The sequence below is a fragment of the Microbulbifer sp. ABH2_005 genome (assembly GCF_056160005.1).
Genome location: NZ_JBSWWI010000001.1, coordinates 2,427,433 through 2,444,062, shown reverse-complemented (window position 1 = coordinate 2,444,062; position 16,630 = coordinate 2,427,433). Strand labels below are relative to the sequence as shown.

At 45.0% G+C, this 16,630-nt stretch carries 12 protein-coding genes, 1 tRNA gene and 1 pseudogene; 8 read left to right on the top strand and 6 right to left on the bottom strand.

What is annotated here, in order from left to right:
* Positions 1-660 precede the first annotated feature (660 nt).
* Positions 661-1,122, top strand: coding sequence for a hypothetical protein (locus tag ACXAFI_RS10575; protein ID WP_475108765.1), 462 nt, complete (start codon positions 661-663; stop codon positions 1,120-1,122).
* A 193-nt stretch (positions 1,123-1,315) separates the two neighbouring features.
* On the opposite strand, the gene ACXAFI_RS10570 is transcribed toward ACXAFI_RS10575, so the two are convergent.
* The 3 genes from ACXAFI_RS10570 to ACXAFI_RS10560 form a co-directional block, all read right to left on the bottom strand.
* Complete coding sequence (locus ACXAFI_RS10570; protein WP_475108764.1) at positions 1,316-2,452, bottom strand: hypothetical protein; 1,137 nt, start codon at positions 2,450-2,452, stop codon at positions 1,316-1,318.
* An 87-nt stretch (positions 2,453-2,539) separates the two neighbouring features.
* The gene (locus tag ACXAFI_RS10565) at positions 2,540-3,583 is read right to left on the bottom strand and encodes a tyrosine-type recombinase/integrase (protein WP_475108763.1); all 1,044 of its coding nucleotides are present in this window, start codon (positions 3,581-3,583) and stop codon (positions 2,540-2,542) included.
* Positions 3,583-3,786, bottom strand: coding sequence for a hypothetical protein (locus tag ACXAFI_RS10560; RefSeq protein WP_475108762.1), 204 nt, complete (start codon positions 3,784-3,786; stop codon positions 3,583-3,585). Before ACXAFI_RS10560 ends, ACXAFI_RS10565 begins: the two co-directional genes overlap by 1 nt.
* Before the next feature lie 351 nt (positions 3,787-4,137).
* On the opposite strand from ACXAFI_RS10560, the gene ACXAFI_RS10555 reads away from it, so the two are divergent.
* On the top strand, positions 4,138-4,602 hold the full coding sequence (locus ACXAFI_RS10555) for a hypothetical protein (RefSeq protein WP_475108761.1): 465 nt from the start codon (positions 4,138-4,140) through the stop codon (positions 4,600-4,602).
* 1,226 nt (positions 4,603-5,828) lie between these two features.
* On the opposite strand, the gene ACXAFI_RS10550 is transcribed toward ACXAFI_RS10555, so the two are convergent.
* Positions 5,829-6,506 (bottom strand): outer membrane beta-barrel protein, encoded by a 678-nt coding sequence (locus ACXAFI_RS10550; protein ID WP_475108760.1) that lies wholly within the window; start codon positions 6,504-6,506, stop codon positions 5,829-5,831.
* Between the two features lie 257 nt (positions 6,507-6,763).
* Between ACXAFI_RS10550 and ACXAFI_RS10545 the strand changes: the two genes are divergently transcribed.
* Positions 6,764-7,141: a D-Ala-D-Ala carboxypeptidase family metallohydrolase gene (locus ACXAFI_RS10545; protein ID WP_475108759.1), complete on the top strand. Its 378-nt coding sequence runs from the start codon at positions 6,764-6,766 to the stop codon at positions 7,139-7,141.
* A gap of 480 nt (positions 7,142-7,621) precedes the next feature.
* Here ACXAFI_RS10545 and ACXAFI_RS10540 read toward each other — a convergent pair.
* A pseudogene (locus ACXAFI_RS10540) lies at positions 7,622-7,783 on the bottom strand (helix-turn-helix domain-containing protein); the annotation flags it as partial.
* A gap of 288 nt (positions 7,784-8,071) precedes the next feature.
* Here ACXAFI_RS10540 and ACXAFI_RS10535 point away from each other — a divergent pair.
* Entirely contained in the window at positions 8,072-8,902 is an 831-nt protein-coding gene (locus ACXAFI_RS10535) for a glycerophosphodiester phosphodiesterase family protein (protein ID WP_475108758.1), read from the top strand.
* A gap of 274 nt (positions 8,903-9,176) precedes the next feature.
* Positions 9,177-9,572 carry a universal stress protein gene (locus ACXAFI_RS10530; protein ID WP_152453184.1) on the top strand — a complete coding sequence of 132 codons (396 nt, stop codon included), beginning with the start codon at positions 9,177-9,179 and terminating at the stop codon, positions 9,570-9,572.
* A gap of 317 nt (positions 9,573-9,889) precedes the next feature.
* Here the strand turns inward: ACXAFI_RS10530 and nhaA are convergent, their stop codons facing one another.
* Positions 9,890-11,341 (bottom strand): Na+/H+ antiporter NhaA, encoded by a 1,452-nt coding sequence (nhaA, locus tag ACXAFI_RS10525; protein WP_475108757.1) that lies wholly within the window; start codon positions 11,339-11,341, stop codon positions 9,890-9,892.
* A gap of 1,910 nt (positions 11,342-13,251) precedes the next feature.
* On the opposite strand from nhaA, the gene cysC reads away from it, so the two are divergent.
* The 3 genes from cysC to ACXAFI_RS10510 all read left to right on the top strand — a co-directional run bounded on the left by cysC (position 13,252) and on the right by ACXAFI_RS10510 (position 16,623).
* The gene (gene cysC / locus ACXAFI_RS10520) at positions 13,252-13,881 is read left to right on the top strand and encodes an adenylyl-sulfate kinase (protein WP_475108756.1); all 630 of its coding nucleotides are present in this window, start codon (positions 13,252-13,254) and stop codon (positions 13,879-13,881) included.
* A gap of 204 nt (positions 13,882-14,085) precedes the next feature.
* Positions 14,086-16,452 carry a DUF6351 family protein gene (locus tag ACXAFI_RS10515; protein ID WP_475108755.1) on the top strand — a complete coding sequence of 789 codons (2,367 nt, stop codon included), beginning with the start codon at positions 14,086-14,088 and terminating at the stop codon, positions 16,450-16,452.
* A gap of 95 nt (positions 16,453-16,547) precedes the next feature.
* A tRNA-Val gene (locus tag ACXAFI_RS10510) sits at positions 16,548-16,623 on the top strand.
* Positions 16,624-16,630: the final 7 nt, after the last annotated feature.

Genomic DNA, 16,630 nt, shown 5'->3' with positions numbered 1-16,630 from the left:
AATCGATTTTTAGCCCTCAGCTTTGATGTTTTTCCAGTGGCTGTACATTTTGATACGGAAAAGTAGCGATGCTCATCGGCCCAATTTGATTTATTTGAATATGAACCTGCGGAAAAAGTCTAAACTCCCTTTCTTTATATTTTCGTAGTTTTTTGTTGCTTTATGTGGGTGTCAAACTCAGAGCGCGAGGAGAAGGAGGAACTCGGGCGTGAAATTAGTAGCATTGCCCCCGAGATGGTATCTGGACTGTATGCCTATGATCCAGCAAGTGATAGTTGGATAGATCTTGGCCGGCGCAAAGAGCTATTGATGACAGTGTTTTCTGTTGCAAGCACGGATTTTCGGCCTGACAGTCGTAAATACCCTTCTGAAAATCCAGTAGATATCGTTAAGGTCGTAGCTAGTAGTTGGTGTTATGACATGTGGTTTTGGGATGAGTGGCGTCCAGATTTTAAAATGTTCTTTAGTGTTAGGAAAAATAAATGTGCACCACTAAAGAGTGGGCCACTTTCCAATTACATGGGGTTCAAATTTAACTCAGCGCAGCTAAAAGCATTTCGAGAGTTCGTACGATGGGCTAGGGATGTTGACAATCCCAGCTAGATTCTAGTCTTAAAATTATCCAATTTTTCTTTTTTCAAGTAGTAGCTAGGAGCTGTAATGAAGTATCTGCTGTCTGTAGTCTTGTTAAGTTGTTCTGCTTTCGCCTCTGCGGCAGGCGACTCAAATTTTTCAATAGGTTTGGGTGGGGATCATGCTGGGCTCGGAGCAAAGTACACTATTAACCGAGGTAAAGATAAGTACTTCGGCTCTTTTGGTTGGTTAGGATATACGGAGCAGGCCGGCTGGATTGAGGGGTATGGTATAGGTTGGGAGCTGCTAGTCTCTTCTGATAGTCATTCTGTGGGGGCTTTTTTAGGTACCGTCAGCCATGATACTGTGGGTGATAAAATTGCCCGCTATCATGGAATTTCCTTACTCTACAACTACTATTTTTCAGGTTTTTCTGAGGCTTCATTTGTGATTGGTGCTGATGTCTATGCAGGCGCCAGCTCCAAGGATGAGCGGTATTTTGATGGCAATAGAGCTGGTGCGAGCTTGAAGGTTGCTTATCAGTGGTAGTGTAGGTCTGAGGAGAGCATCGAGCCTCCCTTGTCTGCTAAGTAGTAAAGCCCCGTCTAGTGCGGGGTTTTTTCGTTTTGGGGTGGGTTGCCACACAATTTATTTAATCTGTGCGAAGGTTCTAGCTTATTGAATAGTAAAATAATATTTTTCGAAAGTGAAGGTTGAGCTCTCTTGATTGGTGAAGTGAAATTTAAGTTTGTTGTTCTGTGTTGGGAGTGGGTCTAAAAATATTTATTTTTTCCATTGTTACTTTATAAGACTCTTGTATTTCCCTTAGGGCTTCAGTTGAGTTATCTTCATCGCTACTTGTAACTTCGATCACTTCCTTTTTTGTCGAATATAGTTCATTGAGCGCAGGTGAGCTTAGCTTATTCTCATCCTCTATGTAGAGTAAGGCGGTATATGTTGATGTTCCATACAGCATGGTGCCTTCGAACTCATCGCATAAATATTTTAGTTTAGTTAAGAAGTCACCATAGTCCTTAATTCTTGAGAAAGCGGATTTTAGTAAGTTGCCACAAATTGGGACTTCTATTTCTGGGGCATCTTTAAAGAGAAGTTTAATCGTTCTACATTCATTGGAGTGAAAAAGGTCATCTTGGTTAGGGTTTAAGATGAATAGGTCACGCCTAATTGATGTCTCTTGTGAGATGAAATGCCAATAAAGTCTTACTGCTAATCTTACGTCGTTTGTTTTAGTTATTTCTATTAGGATGCATGTTAACTCAATAATTGCCTCATCGAAGGTCTCCATCCATTCTAGCCTGGGTTTAATGTTTAGCTTAGTGGTGCCGTTGGATGGGTAGGATGATTTATAGAAGGGTCTGATAGCTTTTTCTGAGCATTGGCTTGCTATGTGTTCCGGCAGATCATTTTTTAGCTCTTTAAAATGATCTGTGTATTCTTGTCTATGTTTATAGAAGTTTGAAAAAATATTTTGTTCGCTGGTTTGTTCTATTTGGTGTGCTATTTGAGAGGATCTATGAATGACAGCGATTATTCCTAGTGAAGAAAAACATGTGGCCAAAATGGCTAGGGGTGCTCTAAGGACAGTAAAGAGAAGAAAATTAGCGCCAGAAAATGATGGTTCAAAGTTTAGGTCTGAATATATTAAAATTACAATGGTGCTGATTGTTGCTAAGGAGAGAAGTATCCATAAGGTTGTCTTAAATAATGGGGCTGAATAAAGTTTTACCTTTGGGTTTATTTCAAAAAAATGGAGAATTGATTTCAACTCTTTGATGCCTTGTTTTGGTTTTTTTGCTCTGTCCATAAATCTATAGGGTGAGAGTTTTATTTGAATAAATCTTTTGATGTGAGATTTCAAATCAAAAGCAAGTGAAATTTATATATTTAAAATTTAGAGTAATTTAAATATCTATCCTATTCAAAACAAGGGTTGGGGTGATTTAAGTCATTTTGGGGTGTTGTCTTTCTTGATTTTGTTGTGTTCCAGGCTGACCACCCGATCCGCAGTACGATTGTACCGCTCAGCCATAGACCAGGTCTTATGCCCAGTGAACTTTTGAACATCTCCCTCAAAGTCACTGGCCGCTTTGATTTTCAAATCATGAAAGCGAAAGCGCAGCTTGATAGCGCCAGCAGCTAGGGCTGCTCGCTGTTCTCTTTGCCATATAGCATTGAAGCCGGTGCGGGTGTAGGCGCGGCCAACACGGCTGCGGATGATATGGGTGGTTTGGATTTGTGCTTCGGTATTGGTGCCTACTGCACGATCAACAGCCTCTTTGAGCGCTGAACTCCATAATTTAAGTTGGGCTTTGCCTGTCTTGGCTTGCACGATCAAAAGGCCATCTTCTTGGATATCAGAGCGGGTTAGAGCAAGTACGTCCTGTTGCCTGGCTGCACATAGATAGCTAATTTCCATAGCGCATTGGTGCATTACGTGGCCGTGTTCACCCAGCCACTGCCAGAAGGCCTGGTATTCCCAGTCTTCCACATAGCGCCCGCCGGGCTTTACTTTAATTGTTTTCACTACCGCTGTGGGGTCTTCGATCTTCACAAAGCCTCTGGCTTTGCCCCATTTCATCACAATGCCTAGAAAGGTTCGCTCTCTATTGGCTGAAGTGGGGTACTCAGCGCCGCGTGCATCCATAAACATCTGTACTAGTGGGGAGGTGATATTATCTGGTTCCATTTCCCCAAATACCGTGAGAACTCGTTGGCTGTAGCGGTAGTAGTCTTTTTGAGTCTGCGGTTTTATATGTTTGGTGTACTGAGGGGAGGCGAAGTAGAGCTCTACTAAATCTGCGAAGGTAAAGGTCTTTTGCACTAGACCGGCTAGGTATTTCTCATAGGCAACCCAGACTTCAGCCCTGGAGGCGTCGGGGCCGGCAATATGTTTGGTTGGCTCGCCATGCTTGCGAAATCGGTAACCGTTTTTATACCTGGCTACATGTGGTGGCATCCATGCATTTTCGGGGTTGCGCCTTCTGCCCATTAGTTTGCTGCTCCAAGGTTAAAGCCTGGGGGCAGGTTAACACCGGCTAAGTCGGGTTTTGAAACCCCTCGGGCCAGAATGGCTTGATTTACCATTTCCCAGGTGAGTGCAGGGGATCGGTCCTTTTTCAGCACATAGGGAATCCGATTGGCATCGAGAATACGCTTTTGCGCTTCCATATTCCCTATCGGTGTTCCGGTCATGCGATTTCCTCCCAGTTGTTGCGAAAGCGAATAGTGCGAATTGTGGGGCGGCATTGAAAGCGGGTGCGTAGTTTGTAAAACCGCTCTGCCAGCAAGTTATTGGTGTTGGTCACAGAGAGCTGCATAGATTGGGTGGTCTCACAATTGAAGAAGTCGCGAGAGCAGTGTGTCCGTGCTTCGGCGTGACGTTAGGTAAATGGTCTGAACGGCTTAGCAGTGTTCACTTGAGTGCCCTATCCTTGGTTAACAATTACTGTTTCCGAAAATTTATATTTGAGTTGATAGTCATATGTTCATTTCCGAGGTCAGCACTCTTGATATGCTGAAGTGCACTTATCACGGAGGATAAAAATGAAAAAGCTAAGAGGTTTGGTGGTAGGAGTTCTACTGTTATCTTGCCTGGAGGGTTGTGCCGTAAAGAATGATACGCCAGTGGTAATTAGCGAGTATTTCGCAATAGAGCACTTCTCTAATAAGCAGGAGGTCTTGAGTAAGGCGAGACAGGCCTTGTTGAGAGACGGATTTCAAATTTTATCTGCTGATTTAGAGGCAGGTTATATCTCTACTTCTCTGAGAAATTGGAAGCTTTCGCCGAGTCAGGCCCATTGTGGTACGGCTAAAGGGGTAGATTATTTGGATGACAATCACACCAAGACAGAGGTGGCTTTTAATGTGGTGGTCGATGATAGAGCAGTGATTGTTCGCTCAAACATTCAGGGAGAGTATCTACCGGGAGAGCTGGCTAAAAATCTTACTTTAAATTGTGTTTCTCGCGGTGTTATAGAAGTTGAGATGGCAAAGAAAATATTGTTCTGATTTTTGGTATACAAAGCCCATATTAATGGGCTTTTTTGTCTGACTCAGGAGTGTAGAAGTCAAAGATAACCTCGCAAAAACTTACTTTTTTGCCAGTAACCCGCCCCGTATCCAGGCGTGGAACTCGCCTCCCGATGATAGGCAGCTGATCAGAGGATTTTATAATCAGGCTGTCAGGGTATGCCCAGCTGGCTGTGTGGTGCAATTGGGTGAGGCGGGAGAGGTTTGCTCCCATAATGCCCCTCCAGCGAGCGAGAGACCGTCCAATCGGTGAGATATTGAGAGATACCAGCTGATAAGCCCCGAGCACCAAGCCAAAAGTTTTCAGTTGGTCGCGTGATAGGGCCCAGTCGGGCCAGTTGAGGTAAGTGTTTACAGTCTTGCGGTCATGAGATTCGATTCAACGAGACAGGCTTGGCATGATGTCTTTTATGGCTCTGCTTCAGCGTTTGATTATGAGGCAATGGGCAATAGGAGTACCGTCACCTCAAACACCCGGCGGGGCCGTAAAGTTTTAATTCGTGATGAGGTATAGGGAAAGGCAAATCAAGTGTTCGGCCGAATTGATGCGCCTCGGGTGAGTGGTGTTGAAACGATTGTGAGTAAGGTGAGCGGTAACCGAGTTATGGATTCCTGTGAGCAGGGAATCATTCGACGTGATTGCAAAACTGAGACAAATCGATCTGCTGGGGCATTGTTGGGGCATGGCTGCGTATGTGTCACCGGCATAAAGATTTAAAGAGCGGGCGGCGCTGTTGCGGTATCTGATGTCTGAATTCGACAAGTGGGAGGAGCCGCACCCGAGGGATAAGGTTAGCCAGCTGGCGTTATTCTGTATTAGTGCGAGTACGTTGCGGGATGTGAATGGGCGGTCAATAGATCTGGGCCATGCACGTAAAATATTAGGGTGTGACAAAAAGCATTGGGATGAGGAGTGAGTGAAAATTTGGAAGCGCCTACAGCGGCGTTTGGATCCATTGCCAGGAAGAGCTTTGGGGTCGGTGTCTGAGTTGGTGCAAGAGTACCGCAGTCGATTTAAAAAGGCCTGTTGACAGCTTTGTCCTGAGTAGGTATAGATTTCCCAGCATGCGGTTTTTCCGCTTTGCAGAATAAAACCGGCCACTGAGCCGGTTTTTTTGTGCCTGAGTGAGCGAGGGCGTCGCCCGATAGATTGGCAAGCAATCACAGGGAAAATCAACAGCCGGTTCGACTGCTGAAAAATCTCTTTAAAAATTGTAGGTCAGGGCAAGGGAAGAAAGGCTGGGTTTCTTTTTGTCCATGTTAAAAATAGTGTGCTCTAAGCTAAGGCTCCAATTGTTATAGTTCCATCCTGCGGAAATTCCATAGTAAAAATCACTATCTTTTGTGCTATCTTTGCCGGAGCCTTTAAAGTTAGTATTCTTAATGTCTAATACATTTCCATTGTAATCAGCCCAGGTTTGTTGCATGTTGAAAGTATTTTTATGTTTCAAATCTGCATCCCACGAGTGGAACCCTGTGCGTACTCCAGCATAAAAATCTTTGGTTACATCTGTGGTAAATAATATACCCAGCATTTTTGATTTGATGCTGAGGGTTATATCCTTGCTTGTTTCACGGTGGGAGGTGTAAGGACCAGAATCTAAGTCATATGACTCGTCTGCAATGAAATTGTCGCTGCCATCAGCATCTCCCAGATCTGCATACCCAGCTTCAAAAGCGAAGAAGCGGTTAAGACGGTAACCTAAAGCTACGGTCCAGCCTTTAGGGGTGGAAAGGTCTACACCTATATTTGCTGAAGCTTCATATGAAGAAATATTCGTGTCTACCTTTCCATAAGAAGATCTAAGGTAAAAGTTATTTTCCGTCGCCATTGTGTTGGATGCAGAAAAGAGGATGACAGAGGCAAGAATTAATTTGTTCAAAAGATATCCTTAAATAAATGCAAAAGAGCTGTCTAATCCAAAAGTAGACGCTGGTATAACTTATACGGTAGTACAGCTAAAACCGTGCTCTTCATTGTGTGGAGAGTGTCAAGAAGTAATTGCTCTGTTAACAGCAGAAAAAAAGTGTCAGAATTCAAGTTAGGCGCATAATGCAATAGTCAAGTACCCCTAGTCAAAATAAATCTTACCCCACGCTTGGCTTTCTTATCTCTTAAACATTTAAACACCGAAACACCATGTTCCAGAATGATTATTTCAAAGAGTTGGAATTGGCCTGTCGTTGTTGTGGCAAAAATCATTTCAAAGATAAAACGCTCAGGCGCCTGATCCAAGTTAGAGAGCGCTATGGCAAGCCGATGATTATTAACTCCGGTTACCGCTGCCCAGTTCATAACGCTCGATTAAATGCCACCATGACTCACGCCACCGGGCAAGCTGTAGATGTTTCTGTGGCTGTAGGTAGAGCACATGAGCTTATGAAAGTTGCCTTAGAAGAAGGTTTCAGCGGTATAGGGGGGAAGCAGAAGGGGCCGATCAAAAAGCGGTTTATCCATTTGGATGACCCTGATTCAATTCCTGGCGAGCATACGCGCCCTGCGGTGTGGAGCTACTAATGATTTCAGCTATATCCAGCTTACTCGGCAAGGTCATAGGCAAGGCATTCCCGAATAAGACAGGTTAACCGCCTAAAGGCGCAGGTAGATTCAAAGTTAATCTCAATGGACCTGGAGGAGCTGAGAGCGGCTGCCCAGGTAACCACTGTAGAAGCTGGGGGATAGTCATGGCTACAAAGAAACTGGCGGCCAGTAACAATGCTCACGTTCGTGGGGCTGATCGTCTTTCATTGGCTGGGGTGGACGGCAACGAACCTAAGGGAGGGCCAGATCCTCAATCTAATGAAAATAGTAAAAAATGGCCTCGGTGATTATGTCGCGGGGCGTAATGTTGAAAGAGTGGCTAGTGATCCTACCCACTAACGACGGATACTCTATTAAGAGATAAACTACATAGCAGAGGTGCCCTATGACAAGATCAAGTAAGTCAACCAAAACCGTACGTAAACAATACTCTGAAGAATATTGATCCTACCCATCAACAGCGGACACACCGCCACTTAGAGCAGTTTTCTTGTAACTGTAGAAAGTGTCTTTCGATAATCCAGGTCGCTTGCAAGCTTTGGATATGTTGCCGAGTTCTGCTGCCAGATTGAGTAATTGGGTCTTGTGTTTGATGATACGATCATTAGTATGGAACAAGGGGTTTGCCCTTGGTTTTTTTAAGTATCTTTATTAAAACTGGTAAAGTCCTATTTTCAATAAGTTATGACGGATTCGGCTCGAATTGGCCCAGTTTTGGCTTTGTCGGGTTGGCATGATTTATTATGGCGTTTGTGTGTTTCATTCAAGAATGAAAATGAAATATATTTGAATGTTTTCGAGAAGTGCTGGGCTGCAGTAATAGGTGCACTTTTAATATTCAAAAGAGGCTGTGTGGAAGTCGGTCAGGGGTATATTGATATCTAAAAATTACTGGGGATTATTTAAATGAAAGAATCTAGAAGGATAATTATTTGTCTTGCTCTCGGTTTCGGTTTTTGCAGTCAGACATTTGCTGTTGAGATCCTCGCGCACAGGGGTGCATCTGGCGAATACCCTCAAAGTACAGCGCTGGCTTTCGATAAGGCATTAGAGCAAGGGGCGGATATTCTGGAACTGGATGTACATTTGTCGAAAGACCATTACATCATCATAAATCATGATGCAGATCTCAAAGACAATGTTGGAGTGCCCGATAAAATTAATGATTTGACTCTGGGTGAAATTAAGACCCTGGATGCTGGGCATGAGTTTACCCTGGATAAAGGCAGTAGCTATCCTTTCAGAAATCAGGGGCTTACTTTATTAACGCTGAATGAACTGTTTGAGCGATATCCTGATGGGGTCTTTAATGTGGAAATAAAACCTAACGACAGAAAGCTCTCAGAAGTGCTTTGGCAGGTTATTTTAGACTACAGGATGGAGCAGAGAGTGACTGTTGCGAGTCAACATAGCAAAGCAATGAAACACTTTAGAGAAATTAGCGGGGGTGAGGTCAGGACCAGTGCAACCATAGGTGAGCTTGTGGAGGCAAGCCTTGCCTGGAGTTCGGGTTTTGGCTGGGCTTTCAAACCGCAATTTGATGTCGCGCAACTGCCATATAGTATAACAACCAAGCCTTACGTGCGTTTTTTTCAGAAAAAAGGTGTGGATGTTGACCTTTGGACGGTGAACGATGCGGACCATATCGAGCGCAGTATATCATTGGGTGTAGATGGAATAATTGGCGATTATCCTGATCGTATTTATCAGGCGCTTGTAGATGCCGGGGAGCGCTAGTATCTACTAACCATCCACAAAATATGGGGCAATCTAATACCTGTACCTGAGAAATCACTTACCTGTGGCGAGAACTGTGAAATACTTCTCTAAGGTGAGCATAAACTTAGAGTATGAGTGTTAGTAAAAATTGTCATTTGTTTTAGCTATAGGTTGGGTGCAGGGTAGGGACTGTATGCGTAGTAATCTATCTGGCGGATAAAGTTGTTAGTCCGTTTGTTGGTCAATTTTATTAATTATTAATTATTAATTGTCATTATCATGGAGAGAGTAGATGTATAAAACAATTCTTTGCGCTATAGAGGCTTCCCAGGAGGGCCGCTTTGTGCTTTCAAAGGCAGTAGATCTCTCTAAGCAGCATGAAAGTAACTTAATAGTATTGAATGTGCTCCCTTATAGCTTTCTTCCTAAGGATTATCAACGGGAGCTTAAAGAGGATGCTATTCCTAAGTTTGAGGAGATTACTTCATCTTTTGGTGTCGCTAAAAAGAATCGTGCCCTAAAGGTGGGTAAACCTTATGAAGTTATTTGTAAGGAAGCTGTAAAGAGAAATGTCGATTTAATTGTGCTGGGGACGCATTCTAAGAAAGGTCTAAGTTCTCTTATCGGCTCTACAGCGAACAGTATTGTAAATTACGCTCATTGTGATGTCACTCTGGTGAGAATTTGATTGGGATGGGCTTTACGTAGACAAATTATAGAAAACAGTCTTGGAGGCTATAGTGTGAACTACTGCTAGGCGGGCAGCATCTAGTTTAATTTGGGAGGAAAGGTTGACTTCGTCTACTCATTGAACACCTCTATCTTTGATGGCAACTTTACCACTTAACTTGGTGTCCGGGTTTAGTAGACTCACTACAAAGTGAGTCTACATAAGGAATTATTGCAGGTATTTATTAGCAGTCGATTAACTATCGAATATAATTATTCGACTGCTATTACGAAATTTAGATCGGTAATGGACTGTTTCCCATTAATCTACTTATGCTAGCGGGCAGAGTGAGGAGGTAGAAAGTTATCTGAACTTTCCCTTCCAGCTACATCCTGGAACTCATCTTCACTGTCAACCGATGCTGGGGCGTTGCGCAGAATCAAGAAACCAGCGACCCCTGAGATCACAGAAGCCAACAAAATTCCGGCTTTCGCCTGAATCAGAATCTCGTTTTGGCTGCTAAATGCCAACTCGGCAATAAAGATCGACATTGTAAATCCAATACCGGCGAGAAGAGCTACACCAATGATGTGCTGAAAGTTTGCGGCCTTTGGGAGTTTGCCCCAGCCAAGTTTCCAGCCAATCCAGGTGGCGCCGACAATGCCAATTAGCTTGCCAACAACCAAGCCGCCAATAACTCCAAGGGTTACTGGATTGAACACCGCTGTTGAACTGCTAAAGCTGTCGAAAGGGATGCCTGCATTTGCGAGTGCGAAGATAGGGATTACTATAAAGCCCACAGGGATATGTAAGCGAGTCTCCATACGTTGCAGGGGGGACTGAGCCAGATTTACACCGTTACCCAGGGCCATTACTCTTGCGTGGAGGGCATCGTTAGCAATGATTTTGTCCCCGGGGCGAAAATAGCGGTCGAAGCTGCGGATAATATCTTTTACAAAGGTGCTGAATGCTACTGGGTCATACTTTGGTTTAGCTGGCAATGCCATGGCGGTAATGACACCGGCTAGCGTTGCGTGGACGCCTGCCTTGTAAAGTCCATACCAGAGTAAAATACCTATAAAAACATAGGCTGAAGAGCGACGAATTCCGGCAGCATTGAGTAAACCCATGGTTACAACTAGAAAGCCGGATGCGATTAGAGCAGTAGTGTTCACTTGCTCGGTATACCAGATTGCAATCACAAGGATTGCACCCAGGTCATCAACAATGGCCAGGGCTACCAGGAAGGTTACAACTGCTCTGGGTACTCGGTTTCCTAGAAGTGCTATACAGCCTACTGCGAAGGCGATATCGGTAGCCATGGGAATGCCCCACCCAGATGCCGCTGCGCTGCCGCTATTGAGAGAATTGTAAATAAGAGCTGGAACCACCATGCCACCAATAGCTGCCATTAATGGTAAGACCGCTTGGCGTAGATCGGAAAGCTCTCCAACTAGAAATTCACGCTTAAGTTCAAGCCCTACTAAGAAAAAGAAAATGGCCATTAGGCCATCATTAATCCAGTGGTGTAATGAAAGAGAAAGCTCCCAGCCACCGGAGCCGATGCTAATTGGTACGTGCAGCAGGTGCTTGTAAGCATCCTGTAGGGGGGAGTTGGCAACAATCAGTGCTACCAATGCAGAGAGCATTAATAAGATACCACTGCTACTTTGGCGATGAATAAATTCTTCAAAAGGTGTAACCAAGCGACCAAAGGCCCCCTCTAGTGGCGCCTCAAAAACCTTCCCTTTGCGAATTTTGAACCTATCCAGAACACTTTTTGCCATCGGCTATCTGCCTCCTTCTTCTAGCTAAGCCTTACAAAAAGTAGGGCTACTATATGCCTTTTAGAGGTCAGAGGTTAGCATGGCGAATGTATCGTTATCTATATTGAAATGTATTTTAGCTAGAGTTGACTTTGCGAACTTTAAGTAGCTCAGAATAAGAACCCCTTTCCTGATGTGAAGTTGTAGTAAGGCTGCAGTAAATTAGCTATGAGTGGAGTTGGGGGCCTAGGGGCTCTAGAAGGCTACTTTATAGCCTTAAGCCAGGGAGGCCTTAAGGGGTGACTTGTTCATTTTATAGTCACTCGTATAGCTCCGCTATTGGATTTCGATCAATAAGTAGTGAACCGTCTTTTGAGTGGTCAAGATTCGCCATAATTAGAGTTGCCGTAGAGAATTATAATGTTAAAGAGGCGGCTATTTGCCAAGAAGAAGCTTTGTGCTTAACTATCTGGAAGCCGATGCCAAACACGGTAAATATCGCAATTAAGTGCGTCGTGCCTAGATAGAAAGTTAGGAGTAGGGTATTTGAGCGTGGCGACTCTTTCCCTGTGAAAAAATCATGCAGCTTGCAAAGCTGTGAGATGAATAGATGTATCCTCAGCAGGTTTTCCTCTTGGCTTGCTTGCGCGACAACCCCTCATATTTCTTTTAGTGCAACCCACGAGAGTGTTTCAGATACTCGATCATTGGGTGGGTTGATCTCTTTTTGCTGTGGAGATGTGTCTTCTATTAATGGACAGGATCAAATTATAGCTACCCTGGTTCGTAGAACATTTGCTTGCAAGTATGCAATGCAGATCTCACAAGCTAAATCAAGAAGAGGTACACTTCGCCCGCTGAAGCGCTATAATTCATACTGAATATTAATACTAATCAAAGCCCTAATACTCCAAGTGTGGATCCCATTTTTTCAGCTATAACTGAGCTGCTCAATTGATTGAGGGTGCTGCTTTTAATACCTAGCTGAAAGTGACTAACTAATGCGGCAATTACTAAAAATAAAGTAAAAAGAGATCAGTAAAAGTGAAAAGTCATGGAGAAGTTTTCTTGGTATTGTGGGGCGTAATTTTTAGTTGGCTGGTCTCTGAAAAATCAGAAAGAGACTGAAAGTCTGCGTATTTCTTTGTTTTGCAGCTTGCGAGATATTGCTTAAAAACTCTACTAATTTGATATACCTGAGGGGTTAAGGTGATTTCTAATAAGAGATAAGGTTGTACGTAATTTTGTATCCCCTCTATAGGAATTTTTATGGGGTTATGTTGCCTGGAGATGAAAAGTATTTAGGAAGCATGTTTGTATGTCGCTTAATTTAGCGTGTTGTTTTTTATGGAAAAATATCACTGATATCTGCTTTAGCTCATTCTTTCAAATACATTTTATTGTACGGTGGGTGAAACTGTGGAAGTAATGACACGTTCCATTATTCTTTTTTCGCAAAAATTGATGCTCTAACAAAGCTTTTCATACCTGGCGAGCGTTTTTGGAATCGTAGGTGAGTACCTTTGGTGAAGGTGCGTTTGTTAATACTCAAATCGCAGCAAGGTCGTCTTTAGAGCTAGTAATATCATATACCGGTTACCTCACTCCTTGAGTGACTGTGGAAATACTCGTTGACCACAGTTTGTAAAGGGCGGTGGCGGGCTTGCCGTATCTAGCGGGAGAAAAGTTTTACCTTTTGATTGGGTTTCGTGATTTTTACCCCCTATTCATTTAATGGGGCGGAGGTTTTTCTAATCTTTCTTATGTTTCTTTATGGCCATGCCTGCTAAATATGCTATAAGCAGGACCTTTACGCATATGGCTCAAATGCTTGATAATTGGCGCCCAGGCTTCCAGGGGTGGGTGGTGCTTATGTGCTTCTTCCCAAGCGGGGGTGTATAGGAATTGAATCTGAAATCTTGGAGTGATCGGTGACGACAACAGTTGAACGCAAGGCAACCAATGTACATTGGCATGATGGCGATGTAACTCGAGACAACAGGGCTAGCATTCTTGGCCATAAAGGGGTGACTCTCTGGTTCACTGGTTTGTCTGGTTCCGGCAAGAGCACTGTGGCGGTAGCTGTTGAGAAAGCCCTGGCTGCACGTGGAGTTCTGAGCTACCGCTTGGATGGCGATAATATACGCTTAGGGATCAACTCCAATCTGGGCTTCTCCGCTGAAGATCGCCAAGAAAATATCCGTCGTGTCGGCGAGATCTCCAAGCTGTTTGCGGATACCGGGGTTGTGGTGCTGAGTAGCTTTATCAGTCCATATCGCGAGGATCGCGATTTGGTCAGAAAGATGCACGAGGATGGAAGCCTGCCCTATTTGGAGGTGTTTGTAGACTGCCCCTTAGAAGAGGCGGAATCCCGCGACCCCAAAGGCCTCTATAAAAAGGCCCGAGCTGGTGAGATTAAAGGCTTTACCGGTATTGATGACCCCTATGAAGCGCCAGTTTCCCCAGAGTTGCGCCTGAATACGGCAGAAATGACCCTGGAGCAGGAGGTGGCGGTGGTTATTTCCACTCTGCAGGAAAAGGGTATTATCGCCAAGGACTAAGGCTCTTCTCAGCTTGTCTATACCAGAAAGGGAAGCTTAAACAGCCTCCCTTTTTTCTATCGGATTTGTCAGATCATTCGATCCGTCTCTTCTGATACTTACTTCCTATAAGTCCTTCCCTGCGCCAAGAATCGGTTGATCTCCTTATCCCTTCATATACTCATCCTGTACCAGTTATAGAAGTTGGCAGCTGCGGAGGCGTTTATGTCGACAAGGGGAGCTTGGTTTCTCTCTGTATTTTTCTTGGTGTTGGTCGGAGTGCTAGGAGTAGCTGCTTGGATCGCATATGCAAAACTACCAAAGGTGCATGGCAAGGTGGATGCTCCGGTGCTGGGAGTGCCAGCTGGAGCCCTCGAATATTCTCCCGCGCCTGCCTATGCAGGTCCTCATCCAAGAATGATGTCGCGCCCACCAGAGTATTTCCCTTTCCCTATCTCAATCGGTGAGGTCGGACCTGTGGAAACCCTATTTACGGGCCCTTCAAAATACCCGTTCTTCTGTGGTCGCAATGCCATTACGGATAGGCAGCCATTAGTGGATAACCAGGTTAAGGAAGGAGTGGCGGTTTTTGCTTTAGATGCTGATGGAAAGAAAACCAAAGAGGTGATTGGTTATAGTCGGGACTGTAGTCATGCCACGGAGGTCACTTACTTCTATCGCAGTACAACCGATGGAAGTTTTTACTATCTACATGAGGCGCGCAACGATATTGATAAGGTGACAGTGAATGGTCGCCAGGTAGATTTTATCGTTCGAGTGGAAACGGGCACGATCAACCGGCACTTTTACGCCATTGCTGCTTTGCGTGGAGAGGGAGAAACAGCCGAAAAACCGAATGCCAGTAACTGGAACCGCCGCCTGATCTATCAATTTCGCGGTGGAGTTGGTATTGGCTGGCGCCAAGGCAATCTGAGCAAAGGGGATGTGACTACACGGCGCATGGATCAATTGGCCCGTGGCTATGCCATCGTTTACTCGACAGCGAATCAAACTAGAAATCACTACAATTTATGGTTGGCTGAAGATACGGCACGGCGCCTCAAGAAACAGTTCCAGGCACTTTATGGCGAGCCAATGTATACGGTGGGCATCGGTGGTTCTGGAGGAGCCATACAGCAATATCTATTCGCGCAAAATGCACCAGGGTTACTGGATGCAGCAATTCCACTCTATTCCTATCCAGATATGGTGACCCAGACAATTTATGCCTTTGACTGTGAGCCGCTTGAGTATTTCTTTGATGTTTTGGATGCCGACAACCCCAGCTGGAAGGATGTTGAGGAACGTCAGCGCATTCAGGGGCTAGCAGCCAACCCTGAGGCAGATAGTCGCTTCAAGCTGATAACAATGGCAGCAGGTTTGTTTGACAGTCGTTACAGGGGGCGGCCAAGTGGCGCAACTGAGTGTGTTGATGGGTGGCGTGGTTTGGTGCCATTAGTAAACAATCCAAATTTTGTGCATTTCTTCAAAAGCTTTGCTGGGGATTTACCGGAGAGGGTGCATTGGACTCATTGGGAAAACCTCCGCCAGTTTTACGGAGCTGGTGAAAATGGCTATGCAAATTCCACCTGGGATAATGAGGGGGTTCAATATGGGCTGAAAGCGTTGGTGGATAGTGAAATCAGCATCGACACCTTCTTGAAAATTAATGCCGCCATAGGTGGTTGGAAGGCCCAGCAGAATCAGTCACAAGAAAAGCTATGGTTTTTAAATGGTGGGTTGTTCCCTGTAAAGCTTTCCGTTTGGAGCGAGCAAAATCTCAATATGGGAACTTTGGAGAAACCTGCCAAGCGTAGTCGAGCAAGTATGGAGGCGATCAATGGTATCTATAGGTCGGGTCACGTTTTCCTTGGGGATGTGGAAATCCCAATTGTAGATATGCGCCACTATCTGGATGAAGAGCCGGATATGCATCATAGCTCCGCTTCTTTCACTGCTCGTGAGCGTATTCGAAGAGCTCGGGGCCATGCGGATAATCAGTTGATCTGGATGAGTCACAAAGACTACAACCCTCTGGATGACGCTTTAGATCTTGTTGACCGCTGGATGCAAAACATCATCAATGATCCTGCCAGCGGTGTTGTAGATAATCGACCAGAGGATGCTATCGACCGCTGCTTTGACAGCGAAGGTAATGTATTGGCTTCGGGGTCGGATGTTTGGAATGGCGACTGGAATGGTCAACCAAAGGGTAAATGTATGAGGGAGTACCCGGCACACAGTACTTCAAGGCAAGTAGCCGGGGCACCTGTGACGGATGACATTTTTAAGTGCGCGCTTCAGCCAGTTGAGCGGGCCTTGGCAAAGGGCGTATACGGCTCCCATACGGAAGAGATTTCGGGTCGCCTCGACGATTTACGTCGCATCTTTCCAACCGGGGTTTGTAATTACAACGAGCAGGACTTGGCGCGCCCGAAAGAGCAGTTGATTCCTAAAGAGGTTCCTGTACGGATAGCAGGTCATCTAATAGACCCAGACTATCGACAGGGCAAGCTATTGCAGGAGGCAAGTGTCGGGGATGGGGAGATGCAGCCGGTGTCTGTACCTTCGGAAAGCATGCCCGATGAATAACGGTGGGTCTTGGCGCGAAAATTCTTGACAGGAAATTTTATTCCAGTAATATGCGCCTCGCTCAAGGGGCAAGGCCCTTAAAAAAGATGAGCAGCGGGTGGTTAGCTCAGTTGGGAGAGCGACGGCCTTACAAGCCGTAGGTCACAGGTTCGACCCCTGTACCACCCACCAACTTCCT